Source organism: Serratia sp. LS-1, from assembly GCF_003719595.1.
GTDB lineage: Bacteria > Pseudomonadota > Gammaproteobacteria > Enterobacterales > Enterobacteriaceae > Serratia > Serratia ureilytica.
In genome coordinates this window covers 3838519-3861865 of the sequence record NZ_CP033504.1, presented here as the reverse complement: position 1 = coordinate 3861865, position 23347 = coordinate 3838519, and the positions used below count along the sequence as shown (strand labels likewise).

Sequence of the window (23347 nt, the reverse complement as noted above, 5' to 3'; positions counted from 1 at the left end):
TAATGACCTACCTCTTACTGCGCCTGCACCCGCAGCTCGGCTGCGGAACGGCTACGGTGACCCAACAGCGCTTTGACATCGCTGGACTTCGGTTTGACCAGGGCGAACTTCGGCGCCCACTCGGGCCAGTTGGCCAGGATCTCTTCCGCGCGGGAAGAGCCGGTCGCCTGCACGTGTTCGGTGATCAGGCCGCGCAGATGCTCCTCATGGATCGCCAACTGATCGACATCCAGCACTTCCACCAGCTCCGGGTTCACGCGCTTGCGGAACTCGCCGTCTTCGTCCAGCACGTAGGCGAAGCCGCCGGTCATGCCGGCGCCGAAGTTGATGCCGGTTTTACCCAGCACGCAGACGATGCCGCCGGTCATGTATTCGCAGCCGTTGTCGCCGATGCCTTCCACCACGGTGATGGCGCCGGAGTTGCGCACCGCGAAACGCTCGCCCGCGCGGCCGGCGGCGAACAGCTTGCCGCCGGTGGCGCCGTACAGGCAGGTGTTGCCGACGATGCTGGCTTCATGGCTGCGGAAGGCGGAGCCGATCGGCGGACGCACCGCGATGCTGCCGCCGGCCATGCCTTTGCCGACATAGTCGTTGGCGTCGCCGGTCAGGGTCAGCTCGACGCCGCCGGCGTTCCAGACGCCGAAGCTCTGCCCGGCGGTGCCGGAGAAGTGCGCCTTGATCGGATCGGCCGCCATGCCCTGATCGCCGTGCACGTTGGCGATAGCGCCGGACAGCATGGCGCCCACGGAGCGGTCGGTGTTGCGAATGTCGAAGTAGAAGGTTTTACCCTGTTTCGCTTCGATATGCGGCTGCGCCTGCGCCAGCAGCTCTTTGTTCAGCAGGCCCTTGTCGAACGCCGGGTTGCTGCTTTCGGTGCAGTACACCGCTTTGCCCGGATGCGGCGTGGCGGTTTTCAGCAGCGGCGACAGATCCAGCTTGTTCTGCTTGGCGGAGATGCCGTCCAGCTCGGTCAGGAACTCGGTGCGGCCGATCAGATCCACCAACTGGCTCACGCCCAGTTGCGCCATGATCTCGCGGGTTTCACGCGCGATAAACTGGAAGTAATTCGTCACGCGTTCCGGCAGGCCGTGGTAGTGATCGCGGCGCAGCTTGTCGTCCTGAGTCGCGACGCCGGTCGCGCAGTTGTTGAGGTGGCAGATGCGCAGGTATTTGCAGCCCAGCGCCACCATCGGCCCGGTGCCGAAGCCGAAGCTTTCCGCGCCCAGGATCGCCGCTTTGACGATGTCCACGCCGGTTTTCAGGCCGCCGTCCACCTGCAGGCGGATCTTGTGGCGCAGACCGTTGGCCACCAGCGCCTGCTGGGTTTCCACCAGGCCCAGTTCCCATGGGCAGCCGGCATATTTCACCGAGGACAGCGGGCTGGCGCCGGTGCCGCCGTCGTAACCGGCGATGGTGATCAGATCGGCATAGGCTTTCGCCACGCCGGTGGCGATGGTGCCGACGCCCGGCTCGGACACCAGTTTCACCGAGATCACCGCCTTCGGGTTGACCTGCTTCAGATCGAAGATCAGCTGCGCCAGATCTTCGATCGAGTAGATGTCGTGGTGTGGCGGCGGGGAGATCAGCGTCACGCCCGGCACCGAGTAACGCAGTCTGGCGATGTACGGGGTGACTTTGTCGCCCGGCAGCTGGCCGCCTTCGCCCGGCTTGGCGCCTTGCGCCACCTTAATCTGGATCACGTCGGCGTTCACCAGGTAGGCCGGTGTTACGCCGAAGCGGCCGGAGGCCACCTGTTTGATGCGCGACACCTTGTTGGTGCGGTAGCGCGCCGGATCTTCGCCGCCTTCGCCGGAGTTGGAGAAGCCGCCGAGGCCGTTCATGGCGATCGCCAGTGATTCGTGCGCTTCCGGGCTCAGCGCGCCGATCGACATCGCCGCCGTGTCGAAGCGTTTGAACAGCGATTCCGCCGGTTCGACCTGATCGACCGGGATCGGTTCGCCTTTCGGCGTGATGGCCAGCAGATCGCGTAGCATGGCGACCGGCCGCTCGTTCACCAGCTTGGCGTAAGCCTGATAGTCGCTGTACTCGCCGCTGTGTACCGCTTTTTGCAGCGAGTTCACCACGTCCGGGTTGTAGGCGTGGTATTCGCCGCCGTGCACGAATTTCAGCAGGCCGCCTTGCTCCAGCGGTTTGCGTTTCAGCCAGGCGCGCTTGGAAAGGTTCTGCAGATCCTGCTGGAAATCGCTGAAGCTGGCGCCGCCAATGCGGCTGACCACGCCCTGGAAGCACAGATCCGCCAGATCGCGGTGCAGGCCGACCGCTTCGAACAGCTTGGAGCAGCGGTAAGAGGCGATGGTCGAAATGCCCATCTTGGACATGATCTTGTACAGGCCTTTGTTGATGCCGTTGCGGTAGTTCAGCATCACGTCGCGGTATTTCTTGTCGATCGCCTGGCTGTCCACCAGCTTGGCCAGGGTTTCATAGGCCAGATACGGATAGATGGCGGTCGCGCCGAAGCCGAGCAGTACGGCGAAGTGGTGCGGATCGCGGGCGCTGGCGGTTTCAACGATCAGGTTGGCGTCGCAGCGCAGGCTTTTTTCCACCAGGCGGGTTTGCACGGCGCCGACTGCCATCGGAGCAGGCACCGGCAGGCGGCCGGGCGCGATGGCGCGGTCGGACAGCACCAACAGCACCGCACCTTCACGCACCTTGCGTTCCGCTTCGTCGCACAGGGCGCGAATGGTCTGCTCCAGATCCTGCTGCTGCGGATCGAAGGTCAGATCGAGCGTCTCGGCGCGATAGTATTCGCCTTCCAGCGTGGTGAGCTGTTTGAAATCGGAGTACAGCAGGATCGGCGATTTGAAGCTCAGGCGGTGCGCCTGGCCTTCGGCTTCGCAGAACACGTTCATTTCGCGGCCGATGCTGGTGGCCAGCGACATGACGTGCGCTTCACGCAGCGGATCGATCGGCGGATTGGTGACCTGCGCGAACTGCTGGCGGAAATAGTCGTAAACGATGCGCGGCCGGCTGGAGAGCACGGCGAACGGGGTATCGTCGCCCATCGAACCGGTGGCCTCCTGGCCAATTTCGCCCAGCACGCGGATCACCTGATCCAGCTCTTCACTGCTGTAGCCGAACTGTTTCTGATAGGTTTCGAGCTGCGCGTCGTCGAGCTCGCGGCTGCCGACCTGATCGTCCGGCAGATCTTCGAACGGCACCAGGCGTTTGACGTTTTTCTCCATCCACTCTTTATACGGGTGGCGGCTTTTCAGATCGTTATCGGTTTCCGCCGAGTGCAGGATGCGGCCGCTGCGGGTGTCGATCACCATCAGCTCGCCGGGGCCGACGCGGCCTTTTTCCACCACTTCATCCGGCTGGTAATCCCAGATGCCGACTTCGGAGGCGCAGGTAATCAGCTTGTCTTTGGTGATCACGTAGCGCGCCGGGCGCAGGCCGTTGCGATCGAGGTTACAGGCGGCGTAGCGGCCGTCGGACATCACGATGCCGGCCGGGCCGTCCCACGGCTCCATGTGCATCGAGTTGAAGTCGAAGAAGGCGCGCAGATCGCCGTCCATGTCCGGGTTGTTCTGCCAGGCCGGCGGCACCAGCAGGCGCATGGCGCGGATGAGATCCATCCCGCCCGCCAGCAGCAGCTCCAGCATGTTGTCCAGCGAACTGGAGTCGGAGCCGGTTTCGTTGACGAACGGCGCGGCGGCCTGCAGATCCGGGATCAGCGGTGTTTGGAATTTATAGGTACGGGCGCGCGCCCACTGGCGGTTGCCGGTGATGGTGTTGATTTCGCCGTTGTGCGCCAGGTAGCGGAACGGCTGCGCCAGCGGCCAGCGCGGCACGGTGTTGGTGGAGAAGCGCTGGTGGAACAGGCAAATGGCCGACTCCAGGCGCAGGTCCGCCAGATCGAGATAGAAGCGCGGCAGATCCGCAGGCATGCACAGGCCTTTATAGATCGTCACCAGGTTAGAGAAGCTGCAGACGTAAAAACTGTCGTCCTCCACGCGTTTCTCGATGCGGCGACGCGCCACGAACAGGCGGCGCTCCATATCACGCGGGCGCCAGCCGGCCGGGGCGTTAACGAAGATTTGCTCGATGCGCGGCAGGGAGGAGAGGGCGATTTCACCCAGCACGTCCGGGTTGGTCGGCACTTCGCGCCAGCCGACGATCGACAGCGTTTCGTTTTGCAGCTCTTCTTCCACGATGCGGCGGCTGATGCGCGCTTCCTCTTCATTCTGGCTGAGGAACATCATGCCGACGGCGTAGTTCTTGGCCAAACGCCAGCCGCGCTCTTCCGCCACCATGCGGAAGAAACGATCGGGTTTTTGCAGCAACAGGCCGCAGCCGTCGCCGGTCTTGCCGTCGGCGAGGATCGCGCCGCGGTGCTGCATGCGGGCCAGCGCGTGAATGGCGGTGCGCACCACCTTGTGGCTAGGTTCGCCTTCTATATGGGCGATCAGGCCGAAACCACAGTTGTCCCTCTCTTGGGATTTATCGTACAACATATCGTGAACCTCCCCAGGCTCTGCGTGACTCTCACAACCTACTGCGAGGGGGCTTCCCAATTTCAGGCAGAAGTCCAATCAGCAAGTTAACCCCGCCAATCTGCTTTTCCGCCCTCCATCAATGGCCTCTCGTGACGGTCTCACAAGTGGTATAGGACTTGTTTTAAGAGGGAGTCTTCAATTACTGCATAAATATGACGAGACGTTTGCCCGTCCAGAAAGCTTCCAGCGGACTTCCAACTTAGCGAGAAAGAATTCGCAGGTCAAATGTGGGCTTAAGATAGATTCTTATCGAATTAATGATGTTTATTTATTTGATAAATAAGTAATTTAATGCATTTTTGCACTATCGTGGGGCAACGCCGATCCTTGCAGAAGTGTGAGCTGTCTCACTATAGTGCAACCCCTTAATCTCTGCACCATGCTAGTGCGGGGGGTAATGCCAGAATTTTATTCTATAAGATATTGCTTGGCTGATGTTTATGACTATTTTTCACCGTGTTGTCATATTGCCGTTAACGGTTGCGTGACGATTAGAATAATTCATCAGAATTAGAGTGAATTGATTTGCGTTTATGATGAATAGTTATGCCTGATGACGCCTTGCGGGGAAAGCGTTGATCTCTGTCATCGCGGGAAAAACCGTTTCTTATTAGCATCGCGGCTTTGAACACAGAGAACCACCAAGATTATGCAGTTGCCGCAATTAGTCAATATGTTTGGCGCGGATCTCCAGCGCCGCTATGGCGAAAAGATCCATAAACTCACGCTGCACGGCGGATTCAGCTGCCCTAACCGCGACGGCACGTTGGGGCGCGGCGGCTGTACGTTCTGCAATGTCGCCTCGTTCGCCGATGAAGCGATGCAACGCCAGAGCATTGCCGAACAGCTGGCGCAGCAGGCCGCGCGGGCCGATCGGGCGCGGCGCTATCTGGCCTATTTCCAGGCCTATACCAGCACCTATGCGGAGGTCGAGCGGCTGGCGTCGATGTATCGGCAGGCGTTGGCGCAGAGCGCCATGGTCGGCCTGTGCGTCGGCACCCGGCCGGACTGCGTGCCGCCCGCCGCGCTGGATCTGCTGACGGGATACCGCGAGCAAGGCTATGAAGTGTGGCTGGAGCTGGGGCTGCAGACGGCGCACGAGAAAACGCTGAAGCGCATCAACCGCGGCCATGATTTTCGCTGTTATCAGCAGACTGCGCGACTGGCCCGGCAGCGCGGGCTGAAGGTGTGCTGCCATCTGATCGTCGGGCTGCCGGGAGAAACTCAGCGCGATCATCTGCTCACGCTGCAGCGGGTGACGGAGACCGGCGTGGATGGCATCAAACTGCATCCGCTGCACGTCGTCACCGGCAGTACCCTGGCGCGGGCGTGGCATGCCGGGCGGTTGCCCGAACTGGCGCTGGAAGCTTACGCCGCCAGCGCCGGGGAGATGATCCGCCATACGCCGGGCGAGGTGGTGTACCACCGTCTTTCCGCCAGCGCCCGTCGGCCGACGCTGCTGGCGCCGCTGTGGTGCGAAAACCGCTGGAGCGGCATGCAGGCGGTCGGTGCTTATCTGCAGCAATACGGCGGGCAGGGCAGCGCGCTGGATGAAAAGCGGCGCTACCGCCCCGGAATGCCGCTCTGAAGTGCAATCTTTGCCACACTTCGGCGTTTGCCGCCTTATCTCATTGCGGTTTTACGGTATGATTCAAAAGATTGTGTCTGATGGGAGCCGCTATGAAGCAAATCCGGGTGTTGGCCCAGTACTACGTTGATTTAATGGTGAAACTGGGGTTGGTGCGCTTCTCGCTGCTGCTGGCCTCGGCGCTGGTGGTGCTGGCGATGGTGGTGCAGATGGCGGTGACCATGCTGCTGCGCGGCGAAGTGGAAAGCATCGACGTGGTGCGTTCAATCTTCTTCGGTCTGTTGATCACCCCGTGGGCGGTCTACTTTCTCTCGGTGGTGGTGGAACAGCTGGAAGAGTCGCGCCAACGGCTGGCGCGGCTGGTGGACAAGCTGGAAGAGATGCGCCACCGCGATCTGGAGCTTAATCAGCAGCTCAAAGACAATATCAGCCAGCTGAATCAGGAGATCGCCGACCGTATCAAAGCGGAAGAAGAGCGCCTGCAGGTGATGGAAAAGCTGACGGAAGAGATGGAGCAGCGCGAGCAGGCGCAGATTGAGCTGGGCCAGCAATCGGCGCTGCTGCGTTCCTTCCTCGATGCCTCGCCGGATTTGGTCTACTACCGCAACGAAGATAAAGAGTTTTCCGGCTGTAACCGCGCGATGGAACTGCTGACCGGCAAAAGCGAGAAACAGCTGATCGGCCTGACGCCGTTCGACGTCTACGGCCAGGAGATCGCCGAAAAGGTCATTGAGACCGACGAGAAGGTGTTCCGCCACAACGTTTCGCTGACCTACGAACAGTGGCTGGTGTATCCCGACGGCCGCAAGGCCTGTTTCGAGCTGCGCAAGGTCCCGTTTTACGACCGGGTGGGCAAACGCCACGGGCTGATGGGCTTCGGCCGCGATATTACCGAGCGTAAGCGCTACCAGGACGCGCTGGAGAACGCCAGCAGGGAGAAGACCACCTTTATCTCCACGATCAGCCACGAGCTGCGTACGCCGCTTAACGGCATCGTCGGCCTGAGCCGCATTTTGCTTGATACCGAGCTGAACGACGAGCAGCTGAAATACCTGAAGACCATTCACGTCAGCGCCATCACCCTCGGCAATATCTTCAACGACATTATCGAAATGGACAAGCTCGAGCGGCGCAAGGTGCAGCTCGACAACCAGCCGGTGGACTTCACCGGATTCCTGGCGGATCTGGAGAATCTCTCGGGCCTGCTGGCGCAGCCGAAAGGGCTGCAGTTCATCATGGAGCCGCAGACGCCGCTGCCGCAGCAGATCGTGACCGACGGCACGCGCCTGCGGCAGATCTTGTGGAACCTGATCGGCAACGCGGTGAAATTTACCCAGCAGGGGCAAATTGTGGTGCGCGTGCGGCGCGAGGCGCAGGAGAAGCTGGTGTTCGAAGTGGAAGACTCGGGCATGGGCATCCCGCAGGACGAGCAGGACAAGATCTTCGCCATGTATTATCAGGTGAAAGATCAGCGCGGCGGCCGTCCGGCCACCGGCACCGGCATCGGGCTGGCGGTCTCCAAACGGCTGGCGCAGAGCATGGGCGGCGACATTACCGTGCGCAGCGAACAAGGGCACGGTTCTTGCTTCACTTTGACCATCAAGGCGCCGGCGGTGCAGGAAGCCGTCAGCGCGGCGCCGGAGGAAGAGGAGCTGCCGTTGCCGGCGCTGCACATCCTGCTGGTGGAAGATATCGAACTGAACGTGATCGTGGCGCGCTCGGTGCTGGAGAAGCTGGGCAACAGCGTCGAGGTGGCGATGAACGGCCACGACGCGCTGGCGATGTTCGATCCGGACGAGTTCGATCTGGTGCTGCTGGACATCCAACTGCCGGACATGACCGGGCTGGATATCGCCCGGGCGCTGCGCGAGCGTTACGCCGGGCAGGCGCTGCCGCCGTTGGTGGCCCTGACCGCCAACGTGCTGAAAGACAAAAAAGAGTATCTCGAGGCGGGCATGGACGATGTGCTGAGCAAGCCGCTGTCGGTGCCGGCGCTGACCAAGGTCATCAAACACTATTGGGATCATCAACCTTCTCACACTTCTAAGAAAACGGAGCACAAGGCGATGCAGATTAATGAGTCGTTACTCGATACCGCGATGCTGGAGCAGTACATGGACCTGGTTGGTCCGCAGTTGATCCATCAAAGTCTGGAGATGTTCGAACAGATGATGCCGGGTTATCTGGCGGTGCTGGATTCCAACATGACGGCGCGCGATCAGAAAGGCATCACCGAGGAAGGGCACAAGATCAAGGGCGCCGCCGGTTCGGTCGGCCTGCGTCACCTGCAGCAGTTGGCGCAACAGATTCAAACGCCGACGCTGCCGGCCTGGTGGGATAACGTGCAGGACTGGGTAGATGAGCTGAAGCAAGAGTGGCGTAACGACGTGCAGGTACTGCGGGCTTGGGTAGAGAACGCTGAAAAAAAATGACCCCGACGTGAGCCGGGGTGCGCGAATATTGCGCCAACACCAGGGAAATTGTGAACCTGCGTATTGGTTTCAGTGTTCTGGTCGAGCAGGTTGTAGCGAATTCCTAAACATCATACAGCCAACAACATAGCAAATGTAAGCGCTCTTGTTAGAAGATTCATTAAAATGTGTGATGTAGATTAGTGTTTGTCAACTCCGAGCACGAACCAGTTGACAGCAGCGACAGGAGGAAGAGTGATGAAAAAGGTGGGTGTAGTCCTCAGCGGCAGCGGCGTTTATGACGGTACGGAGATCCACGAAGCGGTGCTGACGCTGCTGGCGCTGGACCGTGCCGGCGCGCAGGCGGTGTGTTTTGCGCCTGATAAACCGCAACGCCATGTTATTAATCACTTATCTGGTGAGGAGATGGCGGAATCGCGCAACGTCCTGATTGAATCGGCGCGCATTGCCCGCGGCGCAGTGCAGCCGTTGGCGCTGGCCGAGGCCGCGCAGCTGGATGCGCTGATTGTGCCCGGCGGCTTTGGCGCCGCCAAGAATCTCAGCAATTTCGCCGAGGCCGGCGCGGAATGTTGGGTCGATGAAACGTTGGCGCGTCTGACGCGCGAGATGCATAAGGCCAACAAACCAATTGGCCTGATGTGCATCGCACCGGCGCTGTTGCCGAAGCTGCTCGATCAACAAGCGCGGCTGACCATTGGCAACGATCCCGACCTGGGAGAAGTGATTGACGCCATGGGCGGCGAGCCGGTGATTTGCCCGGTGGACGACATCGTGGTGGACAGCGAGCACAAGATCGTGACCACGCCAGCCTATATGCTGGCGCCGTCGATCGCGCAGGCGGCCGTCGGCATCGATAAACTGGTGGCGCGGGTGCTGGAACTGGCTGAATGAGCAAATCGGTCGGCGGATGGCGGCGGCTGCGTCCGTGGTATTGGCTGAAACGCGGCGTCATCGCGATTATCGGCCTGTGGGTGTTGGGCATTGTGGTCTTCGCCTTCCTGCCGGTGCCGTTTTCCGCCGTGATGGTGGAGCGGCAGATCAGCGCCTGGCTGAGCGGCGACTTCGGCTACGTCGCTCATTCGGACTGGGTGTCGATGGACGACATTTCGCCGCAGATGGCGCTGGCGGTGATGGCGGCGGAAGATCAGAAGTTTCCAGACCATTGGGGCTTCGATGTGGCGGCCATTGAAAAGGCGCTCAGCCACAACGAGAAGCGCCCGACGCGCATCCGCGGCGCGTCCACGCTGTCGCAGCAGACCGCCAAGAACCTGTTTCTGTGGGATGGCCGCAGCTGGCTGCGCAAAGGGTTGGAGGCTGGGCTGACGTCGGGCATCGAGCTGGTGTGGACCAAGCGACGCATTCTGACGGTGTATCTGAACATCGTGGAGTTCGGCGACGGGGTGTTCGGCGTGGAAGAGGCTTCACAGCGCTTTTTCCATAAGCCGGCCAAGCGCCTGACCGCGGCCGAAGCGGCGCTGCTGGCGGCGGTATTGCCGAATCCGCACCGCTTCAGGGCCGATGCGCCGTCCGGTTATGTGGCGCAGCGACAGCAGTGGATTATGCGCCAGATGCGCCAGTTGGGTGGGGAAGGTTTCCTGAAAGAGAACAAGCTGGATTAACCAAGCGATACCCTGCTTTCGGGCAAGGTATCCCTCTCTTCGGTGGCTAATGCCGCATCAGGGCTTTTCGCTGATAAATGCAGTTAAATCCGCGTGCATCTTTTTAAGCGATAGTTCATCCACGTACGGCATATGCCCGGTGTCATACCAATAGAAACGGATATTGTCGCGTAATTTGGGCGACACGGGCAGATGGCTCATCTCATATTTGGCGACGAAGTAAGGGGTGGCCAGGTCGTAAACCCCGCCAATCACCATCACTCTCATTGTCGGAGTCATTTTCATCACTCGCGACAGGTTCGGCAACACGTTAAATGATCTGTCCCGGCTGTTGCTGGACATGTTCCAGTCATAGACCTCATTGGAAAATGCGCGATAGTTTTGGTCGGCGCTAAAATGCAGCGTTTTGCCAAGATAATCGTGGAATTGCGCGACGTAGGCGGAAGTAATTGCACTGACGTTGGGATCGTAGTTGGACGTTTCAGCGATATTATCCAGCGACGGCCCACGATAGCGGGTATCGATTCTGCCAATGGTCTCGTCTTGGCTGCGCAACAGTTGCTTGGCGAAGACCGGTCCACTCAGGCGCAAATTGGCATTGAGCCAATAATCGGCCGGAATGCCGGTAAATTGGTAAAGCTGCTCGGCGAGCGTTTGGCGATCTTTTTCAGGCAGATTGGCACCTTGCAGCAAGGCTGGGGCATAAGTCTCCAGCGCAAACTGCTCGGCCTGGTCTAACAGGGTTTTCAGGCTCTGGTGTTTGCCCGGCAGCCGCTGGTGGTACCATGCGCTGGCTGCGTAGGTTGGGAGCGCCAGATAGTAAGGTTGATCGACGCCGGGGTTTTGATTGGGATCGTCGACGTTATTGTCGTAGTTCAGAAACTGCGACATCAGGATAATACCGTTAAGATCGATATTCTGATTTTTTAGCGTCTCGGCCAATACCACCGAGCGGGTAGTGCCGTAGCTTTCACCCAATAAATATTTAGGTGAGTTCCAGCGTTGGTAATGCGTTAAAAACTGAACGATAAATTGAGAAAAAGCCTGAGCATCACCGTTGACGCCATAGACGTTGCTGGCACTCTGTGCTTTTTGCTGCGCTCTCTCCGGCTGGCTGGCGGCACTGCTGGAAAAGCGGCTGTAACCCGTTCCGGGGGCATCGATAAACACCAGATCGCTGACGTTGAGCAGACTGTATTGGTTATCGGTGAGTTGGTAAGGCGCCAGCTGTGTTTTCTCTGGCTGAGTAGCGATAACCCGTTTAGGCCCCAGCGCCCCCATATGCAGCCACAGCGAGGCGGAGCCCGGCCCGCCGTTGTAGATAAAGGTAATCGGCCTGCTTTCGTTCTTATTCTCATTCTTTTTGAAATACGCAACATAGAACATGCCGGTCACGGGATCTTCCGGATCCTCTTTACTCAATTCCAGCACCCCGGTTTGCGCCTGATAATTGATTTTTACCTGGTCGACCGTGATCGCGCCTTGAGTAGCAACGGTTTGACCGGTCATCGGGGGCGGGGCATGTTCGGCGCGGGGCGTATCCTGAGTGGGATTGGCGGCGGAAACTCCGGCGGTGAATAAAGAAACGGCAGTGAGAAAACCGATTAAAATTCTGTCCATTTGAATTTTATCCGTAATGAAGTGAGAGATTACTTTAAACGCGGCTCATTAAACCAGGGTAAAACAGCGGGAAGCGTACAGAAAATCGGCAAGGGGAAGCCCCCTTGCCTGAAGGATCATTTCACATAGGTAAAGGCGGTGGTGACGTGCTTCACGCCGCTGACCTGGCTGGCGATCTGCGCCGCCGACTGTCCTTCCTGCTGAGTGACCAGGCCCAGCAAGAACACTTCGCCGTTTTCGGTGGTGACTTTCACGTTGGACGATTTCACCGTATCGCTGGTCAACAGCTGCGAACGCACTTTGGTGGTGATCCAGGTGTCGGAGGACGCGGTGCTCAGGCTGACAGGCGTGCCCTGGCGAATTTCGTTATACACTTCGGTCGTGCCTTCCACGCCCATGGCGATCTGCTTGGCGCGCGCGGTGAGATCGGCGTTAGGCGACTGGCCGGTCAACAGCACCTTGCCCTGATAGGCGGTGGCGACCACCCGGGCCTCTTTCTTCAACTGCTGGTCTTTGCTCAGGGCGCTTTCTACCCTGGCTTCCAGCGTGCCGTCATCCACCTGGGTCCCTACGCTGCGCGGGTCGGTGGCGGTTTTGGTGGCGACGGCCGCACTGCCGACGACGACGCCGGCGATACAGCCTTGCAACAGCAGGGCGCTGGACAGCACTGCAAATGTGGCTTTTAGCTTCATCTCAGTTCCTTAATCGTCCTGGTGGGGGAATAACGTATTGTCTATCAGGTCGCACAGGCAGTTTACGGTCAGCATATGCATTTCCTGAATGCGCGAGCTGCGGTGCGACGGGATGCGGATCTCGACATCCTGCTGGCCGAGCAATCCGGCCAGCTCGCCGCCGTCGTAGCCGGTGAGCGCGACGATGGTCATATCGCGCGTGACGGCCGCCTCGACCGCTTTCACAATATCACGGCTGTTGCCGCGGGTGGAAATCGCCAGCAGCACGTCGCCGGTGTGCCCGAGCGCGCGCACCTGCTTGGCGTACACTTCGTCGTGCAGGCGATCGTTGCTGATCGCGGTCAGCACCACGTTGTCGGCGTTGAGCGCGATGGCAGGCAGGCTGGGGCGCTCGGTTTCAAAACGGTTGATCATGCTGGCGGCGAAGTGCTGTGCGTTGGCGGCCGAAGTGCCGTTGCCGCAGCACAGGATTTTGTTGCCGTTGAGTAAGGATTGAACCAGCGTCATCGCAGCGCGGGAAATGGCGTCAGGTAACGCTTCCGCCGCCGCGATCTGGGTTTGGATGCTTTCGGTAAAACAGACTTTAATTCTATCCAGCACGTTGTATTAATCCACTAAGTCAAAGGGCCGGTCTGCGCCGCAAAACCCCAATTAATCCGCATTGAAGGCGTTGGGTATCCATTCTAACTGGCTACCGGTAATGGCCAAAACATCAAAACGGCAAGATGATGTGTCAAAACTGGCGCCGCGCCCCGCCAGCCAGACGGCGGCGGCGTGCAGCAACCGCTGTTGTTTGCGAGAGGTAACGCTGGCGGCCGCGCCGCCGAAGGCGTCGTTGCGGCGGTAGCGCACTTCGACGAACACCCAGGTGGCGCCGTCGCGCATGATGAGGTCGAGCTCGCCGCCGCGCACCGCAACGTTGGCGGCGCAGAAGGTGAGCCCGGCGCGTTCCAGATGACGGCGGGCCAGTAACTCATAGCCCGCCCCGGCGGCGCGTGGGTTCAAGAGACCGGCACGACCGTACCCTGACGATATTGCAGCCAAGGCAGCTTGCGGTTGATCACGCAGTTCGGCGACGCGCTCAGCGTGCCGGTGGTGCCGGAAACCTGGAAGCCCGGCAGCTGGCGCATTTCAGCAAAGTGGTTGGCCAATGTCCAGGCATCCATCCCCATCGCATAAAGGCGCACCAGCGAGTAATCGTTGCGGAAACGTGCGCTGGCCTGCTGCAACAGCTGAGGGTTTGAGCCCGCCAGCAGAGGAATATCGCTGAACTGCAGACCTTCCATTTCCAGACGGAAGTCCGGGCCGGCGCCGGCCTGGTAGCTGCGCGAGCTGGCGTACATCGCCGGTTTGCCGCGCGAGCTGGTGGCCATGTCGATCATCGGTTTGATCAGCGTCAGTTGGGACTGGGTAGCGACGATATACACCGCGTCGACGCTGCCGCCGGTAGCGGCGGGCACGTCGCTCGGCGGCGCCGGAATGGTCAGCCCGGCGATGGTCACGCTCTGCGGCGCCGGGGCGCTCGACATCGGCGTGCCGGTCATGCGGATGCCGCCGCTGTTCACCATCTGGCGCAGTTCACCGGCGGAGCCGATGTCCTGACGCAGCACGGTTTGTCCACCTTGCTTCTGCCATTCCTGGTTAAAGGCCTTGGCGACGCGATCGCCGAAGGCGCCGCGCGGCACCAGCAGCAGCGGTTGACGCTTCTGTTGTTCCCAGATGTGGCGGGCGGCGTCGCGCGCTTCATCTTCCGGCGACAGGGCGAAGTAACAGATGTTCAGATTGTCCTTCGGCGTTTCGGGCTGGTTGAGCGCCAGCACGTTCAGCGTGGTGGTGCTGGCGGACAGCTGATCGACGTTCTCTTTCAGCAGCGGCCCGACCACCAGAGTGGCGCCATCCTGCTGCGCCTGGCTCAGCAAGGCGGCCAGCGGCTGGCTGGTGGTGTCGTACACTTTGACCTGCGCATTAGCGGCCTGCAGCGGCGTTATCGGCGCGCTGGACGGCGTAGCGGGTTGCGCGGCGGTCACGGCCGGCTGGCTCTCTTGCGCCGAAGGGCTGACCGCGCCGTTGGCGTTGATGTCACCGGCAGCGGCCTGATCGGCCGGCGCCATTTGGGCCGGCGCGCCGACCGGTTGCGCGGCTTGAGGCTGCGGCGCCGGCAGGGAACCGCCGTTTTTCGCCGCTTCGAACCCTTGCTGGATGGCGTCGGCGAACACTTTCGCCTGGCCGTTCAACGGCAGCAGCAGGGCGATTTTCGAGGTGGAGGCCTGGGTGAAGTTCAGCACCTGATTCAGGCGAGCCGGCAGCGTTTTGGCCGCCGGGTTCTTCGGATAACGGTTCTGCCAGTCTTTGATGCCGGCCTTCAGCAGATCGGGATCCTGCTTGTTGTCCTGATAGACGCGCAGCAGATCCAGCCAGCCTTGCAGCACGTTCTCGTCGGCGTTGATCACCAGGCTGTTCATCTCCTGCGGCGTCAGCTGCAGCAGGGCCTGCCAGGTTTGATCCAGATTGTCCTGGTGCGCCTTGCCGGTCAGCAACGGCTCCTGAGCGATATAGGCGCGGATCAGCGGCAGCGATGCTTTGCCCTGGTTGGCGGCGATCTGCGCCTGGTAGTAACGCACCTTCTGATTCGGCGACAGCGTACCGCTGTCCAGGTGGCCCAGCGTACTGCGGGCGCTGACGTAGCTCTTGTTGGCGATCTGCAGTTCGGCGGTCAGCAACTGGCGTTCGGTCTGCTGTGCGCCGCTGAGGTTTTTCGGCAGCTGATTCAACTGGTCGCCGGCCTGCGGCAGTTTTCCTTCACGCAGCAAGGCGCGAATAGCAAGTAATTGCCAGTCAGCCTTGTTATCATCGCTGCTTTGCTGCAACTGCTGCAGGTAGTAATCGGAGCTGGCGCTCGCTTCGTCCTGTATATTGGCGGGCGGCGTTTGCGGGGCCCGACTCGGACAGCCTGCCAGGAAAAGGGCGGCCGCGATGACTGCGGTAAGTCGGACAGGCTTGGAACGCCCTGCTTTGGTACGAACGAATGTTGAGGAAAGCATACTGTATCCAGTGATGTTTTTTTCAAGATGCTCAATATTAAATCGGCAACCCGGATGAAACAATGAATCAACACCAACAATCAGTCATTTCTGCATCAACGCTGTATGTGGTGCCCACCCCAATCGGCAATCTGGGCGATATTACCCACCGCGCGTTAGAGGTACTGAAAAGCGTTGATCTGATCGCGGCGGAAGACACGCGCCATACCGGATTGCTGCTGCAACACTTCGCGATCAACGCGCGTCTGTTCGCGCTGCACGATCACAACGAACAGCAAAAGGCCGATCAGCTGCTGGCGAAACTGCAGGAAGGCCAGAGCATCGCGCTGGTTTCCGACGCCGGCACGCCGCTGATCAACGATCCCGGCTATCACCTGGTGCGCCGCTGCCGCGAGGCCGGCATTCGCGTGGTGCCGCTGCCGGGCGCCTGCGCCGCCACTACCGCGCTGTGCGCCGCGGGCGTCGCTTCCGACCGTTTCTGCTACGAAGGTTTTCTGCCGGCGAAAACCAAGGGGCGCAAGGATACGCTGATGGCGCTGGCGGAGGAACCGCGCACGCTGATTTTCTACGAATCCACTCACCGCCTGTTGGAAAGTCTGCAGGACATGGTCACCGTTTGGGGCCCGCAGCGTTATGTCGTGCTGGCGCGTGAGCTGACCAAAACCTGGGAATCCATCCACGGCGCGCCGGTGGGTGAGCTGCTGGCGTGGGTGCAGGAAGATGAAGTGCGCCGCCGCGGCGAAATGGTGCTGATCGTCGAAGGCCACAAGGCGCAGGAGGATGCGCTGCCGCTTGAGGCGCTGCGCACGCTGGCGCTGCTGCAAAAAGAGTTGCCGTTGAAAAAGGCGGCGGCGCTGGCGGCGGAAATCCACGGCGTGAAGAAAAATGCGCTGTATAAGCACGCGCTGGAGCAACAACAGCCGTAAAGCGGTTGACCTGCCGCCGCCGCGACGCTACTATCCGCGCCGGAGTTGACCAGACAGTCGCCGCTTCATTGCCGTCCTCTTCGGGGAGACAGATGGAGGGGAGGAAAGTCCGGGCTCCATAGGGCAGGGTGCCAGGTAACGCCTGGGAGGCGCAAGCCTACGACTAGTGCAACAGAGAGCAAACCGCCGATGGCCCGCGCAAGCGGGATCAGGTAAGGGTGAAAGGGTGCGGTAAGAGCGCACCGCGCGGCTGGCAACAGTTCGTGGCACGGTAAACTCCACCCGGAGCAAGGCCAAATAGGGGTTCACATGGTACGGCCCGTACTGAACCCGGGTAGGCTGCTTGAGCCAGTGAGCGATTGCTGGCCTAGAGGAATGACTGTCCACGACAGAACCCGGCTTACCGGTCAACTCCCTCGACAAAAGAAAACCCCGCGCAACGTCAGTTGCGCGGGGTTTTTCGTTTTCCGGCCGGCTTACACCGGCAGATCAATCAGCAGCGCGCGCAGCGGCGTCTCGGCGCGGATCGTCAGGCGATTCTCCTCGCGCACGAAGGCGCCGTCGCCGCAGGTCAGGCGTTGTTCCTCGTGGCGCTCGCCGGTGGCGGCGATGGTGCCGTGTATCGACTGCAGATAAGCGCGCGGCCCGTTAATCGTCAGCGTTTGTTCTTCGCCCGGCTGCAGATCGAGATGATGGATCCAGACCTGTTGACGCAGCTGCAGGCTGCCCTGCGCGCCGTCCGGCGAAGCCAACAGCAGGCTGCCCGCCGCCGGCAGCGCCAGGCGCTGCACCCGTTCGTTGCTGCGTTCCGGGCAGGCGTCCAGCCACAGCTGCAGGCGGGTGAGCGGCGTATCACTGCTGACGTTCTGCTCGCTGTAGCTCAGGCCCGGGTGGGTGGCCAACAGCAACGCTTCGCCGGCTTTAACCCGCGTGGTGTTGCCGTCGCTGTCGCGGTATTCCGCCTCGCCCTGCAGGATCAGGTTCAGGATATCCACGTTGGGATAGGTGCGCGGCTGGAACGACGCGCCCGGCGCCAGCACCTCCTGATTCAGCACCCGCAGCGACGCGTAGCCCATCAGTTTGGGATCGAAGTAGTGACCAAAGGAAAAGGTGTAGCGAGCCTGCAGCCAACCAAAGTCAGCTTGCCCGCATTGTTGTGCTGTTCTGCATGTAATCATGGCAATCGGCTCTCTAAATTCATTATCCAAATGGTAAGCATCTGGACGTCGGATTGTTAGCCAGTTAATCTGGTCGGCATATTCAAATTTCCTGACAGAGGGATGCGATGGCCAGAGATCGGGCGCTCACGCTTGAGGCACTAAGGGTGATGGATGCAATCGACCGGCGCGGCAGCTTCGCCGCGGCCGCCGACGAATTGGGCCGGGTGCCGTCGGCACTCAGCTACACCATGCAAAAATTGGAAGAAGAATTGGACGTGGTGCTGTTCGACCGTTCGGGCCACCGCACCAAGTTCACCAACGTGGGGCGCATGTTGCTGGAACGTGGTCGGGTGCTGCTGGAGGCGGCCGATAAGCTGACTACCGACGCCGAAGCGTTGGCGCGCGGTTGGGAAACTCACCTGACTATCGTCAGTGAAGCGCTGTCGCCACCGAGCCTGCTGTTTCCGCTGGTCGACAAGCTGGCGCTGAAAGCCAACACCCAGGTGTCCATTTTCACCGAGGTGCTGGCGGGCGCCTGGGAGCGGCTGGAGCAGGGGCGAGCCGACATCGTGATCGCGCCGGACATGCATTTCCGCGCGTCGTCGGAGATCAACACCCGCAAACTGTATAAGGTGATGAGCGTTTATGTCGCCGCGCCGGATCACCCGATCCACCTGGAGCCGGAGCCGCTTTCCGAAGTGACCCGCGTGAAGTACCGCGGCATTGCGGTGGCCGACACCGCCCGTGAACGCCCGGTATTGACCGTACAGCTGCTGGACAAGCAACAGCGCCTGACGGTGAGCACCATTGAAGACAAACGCCTGGCACTGCTGGCCGGGTTGGGGGTGGCGACCATGCCGTACCCGATGGTGGAGAAAGATATCGAAGCCGGGCGGCTGCGCGTGGTCGGGCCGGAATACAGCCGCGAAGCCGACATCATCATGGCCTGGCGGCGCGACAGCATGGGGGAGGCGAAAGCCTGGTTCCTGCGTGAGATTCCGCGCCTGTTCGCGCAGCGTTAACGTCGGTTGGATGAGATCCCCTTGCCGGGCGGCAAGGGGATTTTTTTCGCCTTAACCGAAGCGCTGGTCGCGGCCGTGTGGCTCGTCCAGATCCTGCGCCGGCCCGATGGAAATGATGCCGTGCGGGTTGATGGTGGCGTGGCTGCGGTAGTAGTGGTTGCGAATGTGCGGCAGGCTGACCGTCTCGGCGATGCCCGGCATCTGGTAGATGTCGCGCAGGAAGCCGTACAGATTGAGGTAGTCGCTGATGCGGTGTTTGTCGCACTTGAAGTGGGTGACGTACACCGGATCGAAACGCACCAGCGTGGTCCACAGACGCAGGTCGGCTTCGGTCAGCCGATCGCCGGTCAGGTAACGATGCTGCCCCAGGATCTGCTCCAGGCGTTCCAGCGCGTTGAATACCCCGTTGACCGCTTCGTCATAGGCTTCCTGGCTGGTGGCAAAACCGGCCTTGTACACGCCGTTGTTCACTTGATCGTAAATCCAACCGTTAAGCTCATCGATCTTGCCGCGCAGCGCGGTCGGGTAGTAGTCGCCTGCCCGAGCGCCGACGCCGTCAAACGCGCTGTTGAACATGCGGATGATGTCGGCGGACTCGTTGCTGACGATGGTTTGCCGCTGTTTATCCCACAGCACCGGTACGGTCACGCGCCCGCTGTAGTGCGGATCGGCCCGCAGGTAGATCTGGTACAGGAAGTCGGCGTGATACAGCGGATCGCCGGTGGTTTCAGGAAAATCCTGGCCGAAGGTCCAGCCGTTTTCCAGCATCAGCGGGTGCACCACCGAGACCGGAATGATCTGCTCCAGCCCTTTCAGTTTGCGCATCAGCAGCGTGCGATGCGCCCAGGGGCAGGCGAGAGAAACATAAAGGTGATAACGGCCCGCTTCGGCCTGGAAGCCGCCCATGCCGTGTTCGCCCGGCTGACCGTCGGCGGTCACCCAATTGCGAAACTGAGCGGTTGAACGTTTGAAACGGCCGCCGGTAGATTTGGTGTCATACCAGATGTCTTGCCAAACGCCATCGACGAGTTGTCCCATGGGAATCTCCTTGGTGTCCGAGTTAAAAAACGACAGGGCCCGGCATGCCGGGCCCTGAATGACAGTTTAGATTACCATTTCTTGTTCAGAAGACGGTCGATGCTGAAGCCGCCCGGGCCTGCGACCGCCAACACGATGAAGCCGCCGGCGATGGTCAGGTTTTTCATGAACATCAGCTGGTTTACTTCGTTCGCAAAATCAGTGTGGAACAGCAGCGCGGTCAGGATGGTGAAACCGGCGGTGAACAGCGCCACGGTGCGGGTCAGGAAACCGAACAGGATCGCCAGACCGCCGCCAAATTCCAGCAGGATGGTCAGCGGCAGCAAGAAGCCAGGCACGCCCATCGATTGCATGTACTGTTGGGTACCGGCGTAGGCGTCACCCATTTTGCCGTAGCCTGCCACGATAAACAGGATTGGCATCAGAATACGAGCAACCAACAAACCTGTATCTTCTAATTTTTTCATCATCTACTCCAAAGTGTTTTTGTATGCCTGTTCGGCGGAAGCCATGTCAACGAGCGGTATATCAGGACATTCGCCCTGTCCGGCTCGTATCGTATTGATGGAGTGAATGTTAAGCGGGAAGTGCTCAGGTTGTTAGCAAGTAAAACTGTCGTAATTTTTCAAAAAATCTGAATCTTTAGCGTGCTAATAAAATGCCGCCGATCAGCAGGTTGCCCGGCCCCGGGGTTGGACGCGTTGTATCATGGGAAAAAATGCGGGCAGAGCAACAGGAGGTTTGAAGGAAAGGCTAAGTGGCTTACTTGGCGGAAAACGTCTTTTTAAACAGTCGAATAGCGCTCCAGGCGCCGAAAGCACGACGCGACCAGCGGATCATCTTGCTGGGGTGGCGGATGCCGTACAGCGCCATGACGCTGGAACCGAGCACCAGATAGCGGCGCAGGCCAAACACCGTTTGCCAGCCGCGGTCGATGCGTTCGGTCTTTTCCAGCCACAGAGACTTGTGTTCGGCCAGATCCAGACGCTGTTGCTGGATCTGCCGAATCAGCCTCTCTTTTTTCCATTCCAGATAGCGGCGGCGGCTCATGGCTCTCGCTCCAGTTCGGCGCGATCGAGCTCCAGTTGCTTGCGCGTGGCGCCCAGCAGCGTGGTGCGACGGGCCTTGACCAGCGTCCAGATGGTGCCGACTACGGCGAGGAACAGCAGCACGCCGGTTGTCGCGCCCAGCGCCACCAGCCGATAGACCGGATCGATGGCCCAGAAGATCAGGATCAGCAGGCTCATCAAACCGAAGGCGGTGAACAGCAGCGTCATGCCGGCCATGATCAGCAGCTGAATGAGGTTGGCTTTCTCCTCTTCCAGCTCGACTACCGCCAGCCGGACACGGGTTTCCACCATGCCGACCAGGATCGTGATGATGCGCTGACCGATATCCAGGACCCCTTTAGCGGGGCCCTGCGCGCGCACTTGCGGTTGTTCAGCCATGATTAACGACGCGCGAGCAGCACGCCCAACACCACGCCGACCGCCGCGCCGATACCGATACCGGTCCACGGGTTGTCGCGCACATAGTCGTCGGCCTGGCCGGCGATCTGTTTGGTTTGCGAAGCCAGCTTGTCACCGGCGTCGCTCAGGCGAGCGCGAGTCTCTTTCAGCGCGCCTTCCGCCTTCGATCGCAGCTTCTCCAGCTCGGCTTTCGGCTTGTCGGTGGAGGAGTTCAGCACTTCCTCCAGCGTATCGGCTAAGGACTTCAGTTCAGCGCGTAAGTTTTCTGCATTTGAATCATGTGCCATGTGATTATTCCTTAACGTTTATTTCGACAGACTTTTAACATAGCGGATTTTTTCGCCGGAGCAAAGGGGTGATGACCAGCAGATAACACCAGACATCAATTCCATATGCTTAAGAAATCCCGTGTGATGGGGCTCTCATCGATAAATCCGCTGGTGTAAAAAAATTATTCCGCCTGGGCGCGTTTCAATTCAGCCTGCGCTTCGGCCAGCTTTTGCTGCTTCTTGGCGACCTTGTCCAGCTTGCCGGTTTGTTGCGCTTCTTTCAGCTCTTCCCGGCGCTCGTCCACCTTGCGCTGTTTCTCTGCGATATTTTTCTGGCGTTCGGCCTGCAGGCCGGCTTCGGTGCAGTGGGTCTGCACTTCGCTCAGCGCTTTTTTCAGCCCATCCACGCGGTGGGTGTTGCCGTGCTGAGTCGCGTAGTCGATTTGCTGCTGGATATTTTGCGCTTTGGCGGCGCAGCCGCCCTCAGCGGCCGAGGACAGCGTCGGCAGCGCGCAGAGTGGCAGCAGCAGTAACAGTGAGTGGCGAAATTTCATTTCTCAGTTCCTTTTCATGGGATGCCTGAACAGGCATCCGCTTTCCTGACTGCCGGAGGCGGCAGCGCGAGAGGAGGGCGTTCATCGCCGGCTGAAGTTATCCTTCAGCATAGCCATGAAACCGGCGCGCCCCCAAAGAATCAGCCGAAATTCGGCGCGACTGATTGTTTTTTGAGCTAAATGATGCGAATGAAAATGAAGATAACGGCAATGAAAGGAATCCCCTTCATGTGAAGGGGATTATCCCAGATTGAGGGGGGAGCGCGCAAATTCGCGCACCCAGTGCGTTGGCACGGGAGATTCGCTCAGCGCGATGTGGTAACCGGGAGGCAGGATGGTTTGCAGCGCTTCGCGCGCCAGCAACTGCTGCTCCGGCGAATCCAGACGGATAACCAAGCCATCGCCTTCCGGCGTGATGCTTTTGATGCGGATACCGCGCTCATCCAGGCGCTGGTAGACATAAAAACCGTCGGGCAGCGACAGCCCTTGCTGGCTGGCGCGAATGCGCAGCTCGCTCTCGGTGCGCACCATGCAGGGCACCAACAGCGTCGCCAGCGCCAGCAGGGCGAGCGCGATCATCAGGACGTATTGCCAGCGCGGGCGCTTTGCTGTCACGCCCCTTTCCCCGGGTTCTGGCCGCTGGCGCGTTTCTTGCGCCACAGCACGATCAGCGAGCCGACCAAGCCGACCACCAGTAACACCAGCGGCAACATCATCAGGCAGAACATCAGCTGATCTTCATACTTGCGGAACACTGGGGTTTTTCCGAGGGCGAAGCCCAGCGTCGTCAGGATCAAGACCCACAGCAGGCCGCTCATCCAGTTGAAGAACTGGAAGCGTGCGTTGCTCAGGCCGGACAGGCCGGCGATGGTTGGCAGCAGGGTGCGCACGAAGGCCAGGAAGCGGCCGACCAACAGGGCGGAAAGGCCGTGGCGGTGGAACAGGTTATGCGCACGCTGATGGTAGTGGGCCGGCAGATGCGAAAGCCAGCCTTGCACCGTTCGCGTATTGCCGAGCCATCGGCCCTGTATGTAACTGACCCAGCACCCCAGGCTGGCGGCGACGGTCAGGATAACGATGGTCAATGGGAAGCCCATGGTGCCTTTGGCGATCAGCACGCCGACCAAGATCAGCAGGCTGTCGCCCGGCAGAAAAGCGGCCGGCAGCAGGCCGTTTTCCAAAAACAGGATCATGAACAGCAGGATGTAGAGGGTCCACACCAACGAAGGGTTCGCCAGCGTCTCAAAATCCTGCTGCCATAAGGCATGTATCAGTTCTTTAATGATGTCCATCCGGTGTTCCTAAAACGTCATTGTTTATTTTTATCTCAGCGGCGGAGCGGGCGTGGGCTGAAAGCGCGCGGCGATCCTGAATGCTGATAACGATGAAACGGCGTTGCT

21 protein-coding genes and 1 other RNA gene are annotated in these 23347 nt (G+C 60.2%); 7 read left to right on the top strand and 15 right to left on the bottom strand.

Annotated elements, in window-relative coordinates; all coding sequences use genetic code 11:
• Window positions 1–14: 14 nt before the first annotated feature.
• Window positions 15–4475, bottom strand: coding sequence for a glutamate synthase large subunit (gene gltB, locus EDY99_RS18370; RefSeq protein ID WP_089195220.1), 4461 nt, complete (start codon window positions 4473–4475; stop codon window positions 15–17).
• A 691-nt stretch (window positions 4476–5166) separates the two neighbouring features.
• On the opposite strand from gltB, the gene EDY99_RS18365 reads away from it, so the two are divergent.
• The 4 genes from EDY99_RS18365 to mtgA all read left to right on the top strand — a co-directional run bounded on the left by EDY99_RS18365 (window position 5167) and on the right by mtgA (window position 10156).
• Window positions 5167–6105 (top strand): TIGR01212 family radical SAM protein, encoded by a 939-nt coding sequence (locus tag EDY99_RS18365; protein WP_123061987.1) that lies wholly within the window; start codon window positions 5167–5169, stop codon window positions 6103–6105.
• Window positions 6106–6197: 92 nt separating this feature from the next.
• Window positions 6198–8537 carry an aerobic respiration two-component sensor histidine kinase ArcB gene (gene arcB / locus EDY99_RS18360; protein ID WP_033644509.1) on the top strand — a complete coding sequence of 780 codons (2340 nt, stop codon included), beginning with the start codon at window positions 6198–6200 and terminating at the stop codon, window positions 8535–8537.
• Window positions 8538–8774: 237 nt separating this feature from the next.
• Complete coding sequence (gene elbB, locus EDY99_RS18355) at window positions 8775–9428, top strand: isoprenoid biosynthesis glyoxalase ElbB (RefSeq protein WP_089197491.1); 654 nt, start codon at window positions 8775–8777, stop codon at window positions 9426–9428.
• Entirely contained in the window at window positions 9425–10156 is a 732-nt protein-coding gene (gene mtgA / locus EDY99_RS18350) for a monofunctional biosynthetic peptidoglycan transglycosylase (RefSeq protein ID WP_123061986.1), read from the top strand. The genes elbB and mtgA overlap by 4 nt, the downstream gene beginning before the upstream one ends.
• 57 nt (window positions 10157–10213) lie before the next feature.
• Here mtgA and EDY99_RS18345 read toward each other — a convergent pair whose 3' ends face one another.
• The 5 genes from EDY99_RS18345 to EDY99_RS18325 all read right to left on the bottom strand — a co-directional run bounded on the left by EDY99_RS18345 (window position 10214) and on the right by EDY99_RS18325 (window position 15509).
• Window positions 10214–11776, bottom strand: coding sequence for a S10 family peptidase (locus EDY99_RS18345; protein WP_123061985.1), 1563 nt, complete (start codon window positions 11774–11776; stop codon window positions 10214–10216).
• Between the two features lie 116 nt (window positions 11777–11892).
• Complete coding sequence (dolP, locus tag EDY99_RS18340; protein WP_021505102.1) at window positions 11893–12468, bottom strand: division/outer membrane stress-associated lipid-binding lipoprotein; 576 nt, start codon at window positions 12466–12468, stop codon at window positions 11893–11895.
• Window positions 12469–12477: 9 nt separating this feature from the next.
• Complete coding sequence (diaA, locus tag EDY99_RS18335; RefSeq protein WP_004937103.1) at window positions 12478–13068, bottom strand: DnaA initiator-associating protein DiaA; 591 nt, start codon at window positions 13066–13068, stop codon at window positions 12478–12480.
• A gap of 51 nt (window positions 13069–13119) precedes the next feature.
• Entirely contained in the window at window positions 13120–13473 is a 354-nt protein-coding gene (locus EDY99_RS18330) for a YraN family protein (RefSeq protein WP_089192279.1), read from the bottom strand.
• Window positions 13470–15509, bottom strand: a complete 2040-nt coding sequence (locus EDY99_RS18325) for a penicillin-binding protein activator (protein ID WP_123061984.1) — start codon at window positions 15507–15509, stop codon at window positions 13470–13472. Before EDY99_RS18325 ends, EDY99_RS18330 begins: the two co-directional genes overlap by 4 nt.
• Before the next feature lie 62 nt (window positions 15510–15571).
• Here EDY99_RS18325 and rsmI point away from each other — a divergent pair, with 62 nt between their 5' ends.
• Window positions 15572–16435 carry a 16S rRNA (cytidine(1402)-2'-O)-methyltransferase gene (gene rsmI / locus EDY99_RS18320; RefSeq protein WP_004937108.1) on the top strand — a complete coding sequence of 288 codons (864 nt, stop codon included), beginning with the start codon at window positions 15572–15574 and terminating at the stop codon, window positions 16433–16435.
• Window positions 16436–16476: 41 nt separating this feature from the next.
• Window positions 16477–16854: RNase P RNA component class A (rnpB, locus tag EDY99_RS18315), an RNA gene on the top strand.
• Between the two features lie 57 nt (window positions 16855–16911).
• Here rnpB and EDY99_RS18310 read toward each other — a convergent pair.
• Window positions 16912–17613 carry a pirin family protein gene (locus EDY99_RS18310; protein WP_033651261.1) on the bottom strand — a complete coding sequence of 234 codons (702 nt, stop codon included), beginning with the start codon at window positions 17611–17613 and terminating at the stop codon, window positions 16912–16914.
• Window positions 17614–17720: 107 nt separating this feature from the next.
• On the opposite strand from EDY99_RS18310, the gene EDY99_RS18305 reads away from it, so the two are divergent.
• The gene (locus EDY99_RS18305) at window positions 17721–18617 is read left to right on the top strand and encodes a LysR family transcriptional regulator (RefSeq protein ID WP_025304355.1); all 897 of its coding nucleotides are present in this window, start codon (window positions 17721–17723) and stop codon (window positions 18615–18617) included.
• A gap of 51 nt (window positions 18618–18668) precedes the next feature.
• Here EDY99_RS18305 and EDY99_RS18300 read toward each other — a convergent pair whose 3' ends face one another.
• The 8 genes from EDY99_RS18300 to EDY99_RS18265 form a co-directional block, all read right to left on the bottom strand.
• Window positions 18669–19655: a glutathione S-transferase family protein gene (locus EDY99_RS18300; RefSeq protein ID WP_122004379.1), complete on the bottom strand. Its 987-nt coding sequence runs from the start codon at window positions 19653–19655 to the stop codon at window positions 18669–18671.
• A gap of 71 nt (window positions 19656–19726) precedes the next feature.
• The gene (locus EDY99_RS18295; protein WP_033644519.1) at window positions 19727–20122 is read right to left on the bottom strand and encodes a DoxX family protein; all 396 of its coding nucleotides are present in this window, start codon (window positions 20120–20122) and stop codon (window positions 19727–19729) included.
• A gap of 295 nt (window positions 20123–20417) precedes the next feature.
• Window positions 20418–20705, bottom strand: coding sequence for a YqjK-like family protein (locus EDY99_RS18290; RefSeq protein WP_004937121.1), 288 nt, complete (start codon window positions 20703–20705; stop codon window positions 20418–20420).
• On the bottom strand, window positions 20702–21103 hold the full coding sequence (locus EDY99_RS18285; protein WP_015379160.1) for a phage holin family protein: 402 nt from the start codon (window positions 21101–21103) through the stop codon (window positions 20702–20704). The genes EDY99_RS18290 and EDY99_RS18285 overlap by 4 nt, the downstream gene beginning before the upstream one ends.
• 2 nt (window positions 21104–21105) lie before the next feature.
• A complete protein-coding gene (locus EDY99_RS18280; RefSeq protein WP_004937125.1) occupies window positions 21106–21411 on the bottom strand; it encodes a YqjD family protein in 306 nt (101 codons plus the stop codon).
• Between the two features lie 164 nt (window positions 21412–21575).
• Window positions 21576–21947, bottom strand: a complete 372-nt coding sequence (locus tag EDY99_RS18275) for a DUF1090 domain-containing protein (RefSeq protein ID WP_033644521.1) — start codon at window positions 21945–21947, stop codon at window positions 21576–21578.
• 240 nt (window positions 21948–22187) lie between these two features.
• Window positions 22188–22562 carry an EnvZ/OmpR regulon moderator MzrA gene (gene mzrA / locus EDY99_RS18270; RefSeq protein ID WP_071845111.1) on the bottom strand — a complete coding sequence of 125 codons (375 nt, stop codon included), beginning with the start codon at window positions 22560–22562 and terminating at the stop codon, window positions 22188–22190.
• Window positions 22559–23239, bottom strand: a complete 681-nt coding sequence (locus EDY99_RS18265; protein WP_033644523.1) for a DedA family protein — start codon at window positions 23237–23239, stop codon at window positions 22559–22561. Before EDY99_RS18265 ends, mzrA begins: the two co-directional genes overlap by 4 nt.
• Window positions 23240–23347: the final 108 nt, after the last annotated feature.

Bases quoted from the DNA above. Each gene is read 5' to 3' on its own strand.
- gltB (WP_089195220.1), bottom strand. From the start codon at position 4,475: ATGTTGTACGATAAATCCCAAGAGAGGGACAACTGTGGTTTCGGCCTG.
- EDY99_RS18365 (WP_123061987.1), top strand. From the start codon at position 5,167: ATGCAGTTGCCGCAATTAGTCAATATGTTTGGCGCGGATCTCCAGCGC.
- arcB (WP_033644509.1), top strand. From the start codon at position 6,198: ATGAAGCAAATCCGGGTGTTGGCCCAGTACTACGTTGATTTAATGGTG.
- elbB (WP_089197491.1), top strand. From the start codon at position 8,775: ATGAAAAAGGTGGGTGTAGTCCTCAGCGGCAGCGGCGTTTATGACGGT.
- mtgA (WP_123061986.1), top strand. From the start codon at position 9,425: ATGAGCAAATCGGTCGGCGGATGGCGGCGGCTGCGTCCGTGGTATTGG.
- EDY99_RS18345 (WP_123061985.1), bottom strand. From the start codon at position 11,776: ATGGACAGAATTTTAATCGGTTTTCTCACTGCCGTTTCTTTATTCACC.
- dolP (WP_021505102.1), bottom strand. From the start codon at position 12,468: ATGAAGCTAAAAGCCACATTTGCAGTGCTGTCCAGCGCCCTGCTGTTG.
- EDY99_RS18325 (WP_123061984.1), bottom strand. From the start codon at position 15,509: ATGCTTTCCTCAACATTCGTTCGTACCAAAGCAGGGCGTTCCAAGCCT.
- rsmI (WP_004937108.1), top strand. From the start codon at position 15,572: ATGAATCAACACCAACAATCAGTCATTTCTGCATCAACGCTGTATGTG.
- EDY99_RS18310 (WP_033651261.1), bottom strand. From the start codon at position 17,613: ATGATTACATGCAGAACAGCACAACAATGCGGGCAAGCTGACTTTGGT.
- EDY99_RS18305 (WP_025304355.1), top strand. From the start codon at position 17,721: ATGGCCAGAGATCGGGCGCTCACGCTTGAGGCACTAAGGGTGATGGAT.
- EDY99_RS18300 (WP_122004379.1), bottom strand. From the start codon at position 19,655: ATGGGACAACTCGTCGATGGCGTTTGGCAAGACATCTGGTATGACACC.
- EDY99_RS18295 (WP_033644519.1), bottom strand. From the start codon at position 20,122: ATGAAAAAATTAGAAGATACAGGTTTGTTGGTTGCTCGTATTCTGATG.
- EDY99_RS18290 (WP_004937121.1), bottom strand. From the start codon at position 20,705: ATGAGCCGCCGCCGCTATCTGGAATGGAAAAAAGAGAGGCTGATTCGG.
- EDY99_RS18285 (WP_015379160.1), bottom strand. From the start codon at position 21,103: ATGGCTGAACAACCGCAAGTGCGCGCGCAGGGCCCCGCTAAAGGGGTC.
- EDY99_RS18280 (WP_004937125.1), bottom strand. From the start codon at position 21,411: ATGGCACATGATTCAAATGCAGAAAACTTACGCGCTGAACTGAAGTCC.
- EDY99_RS18275 (WP_033644521.1), bottom strand. From the start codon at position 21,947: ATGAAATTTCGCCACTCACTGTTACTGCTGCTGCCACTCTGCGCGCTG.
- EDY99_RS18265 (WP_033644523.1), bottom strand. From the start codon at position 23,239: ATGGACATCATTAAAGAACTGATACATGCCTTATGGCAGCAGGATTTT.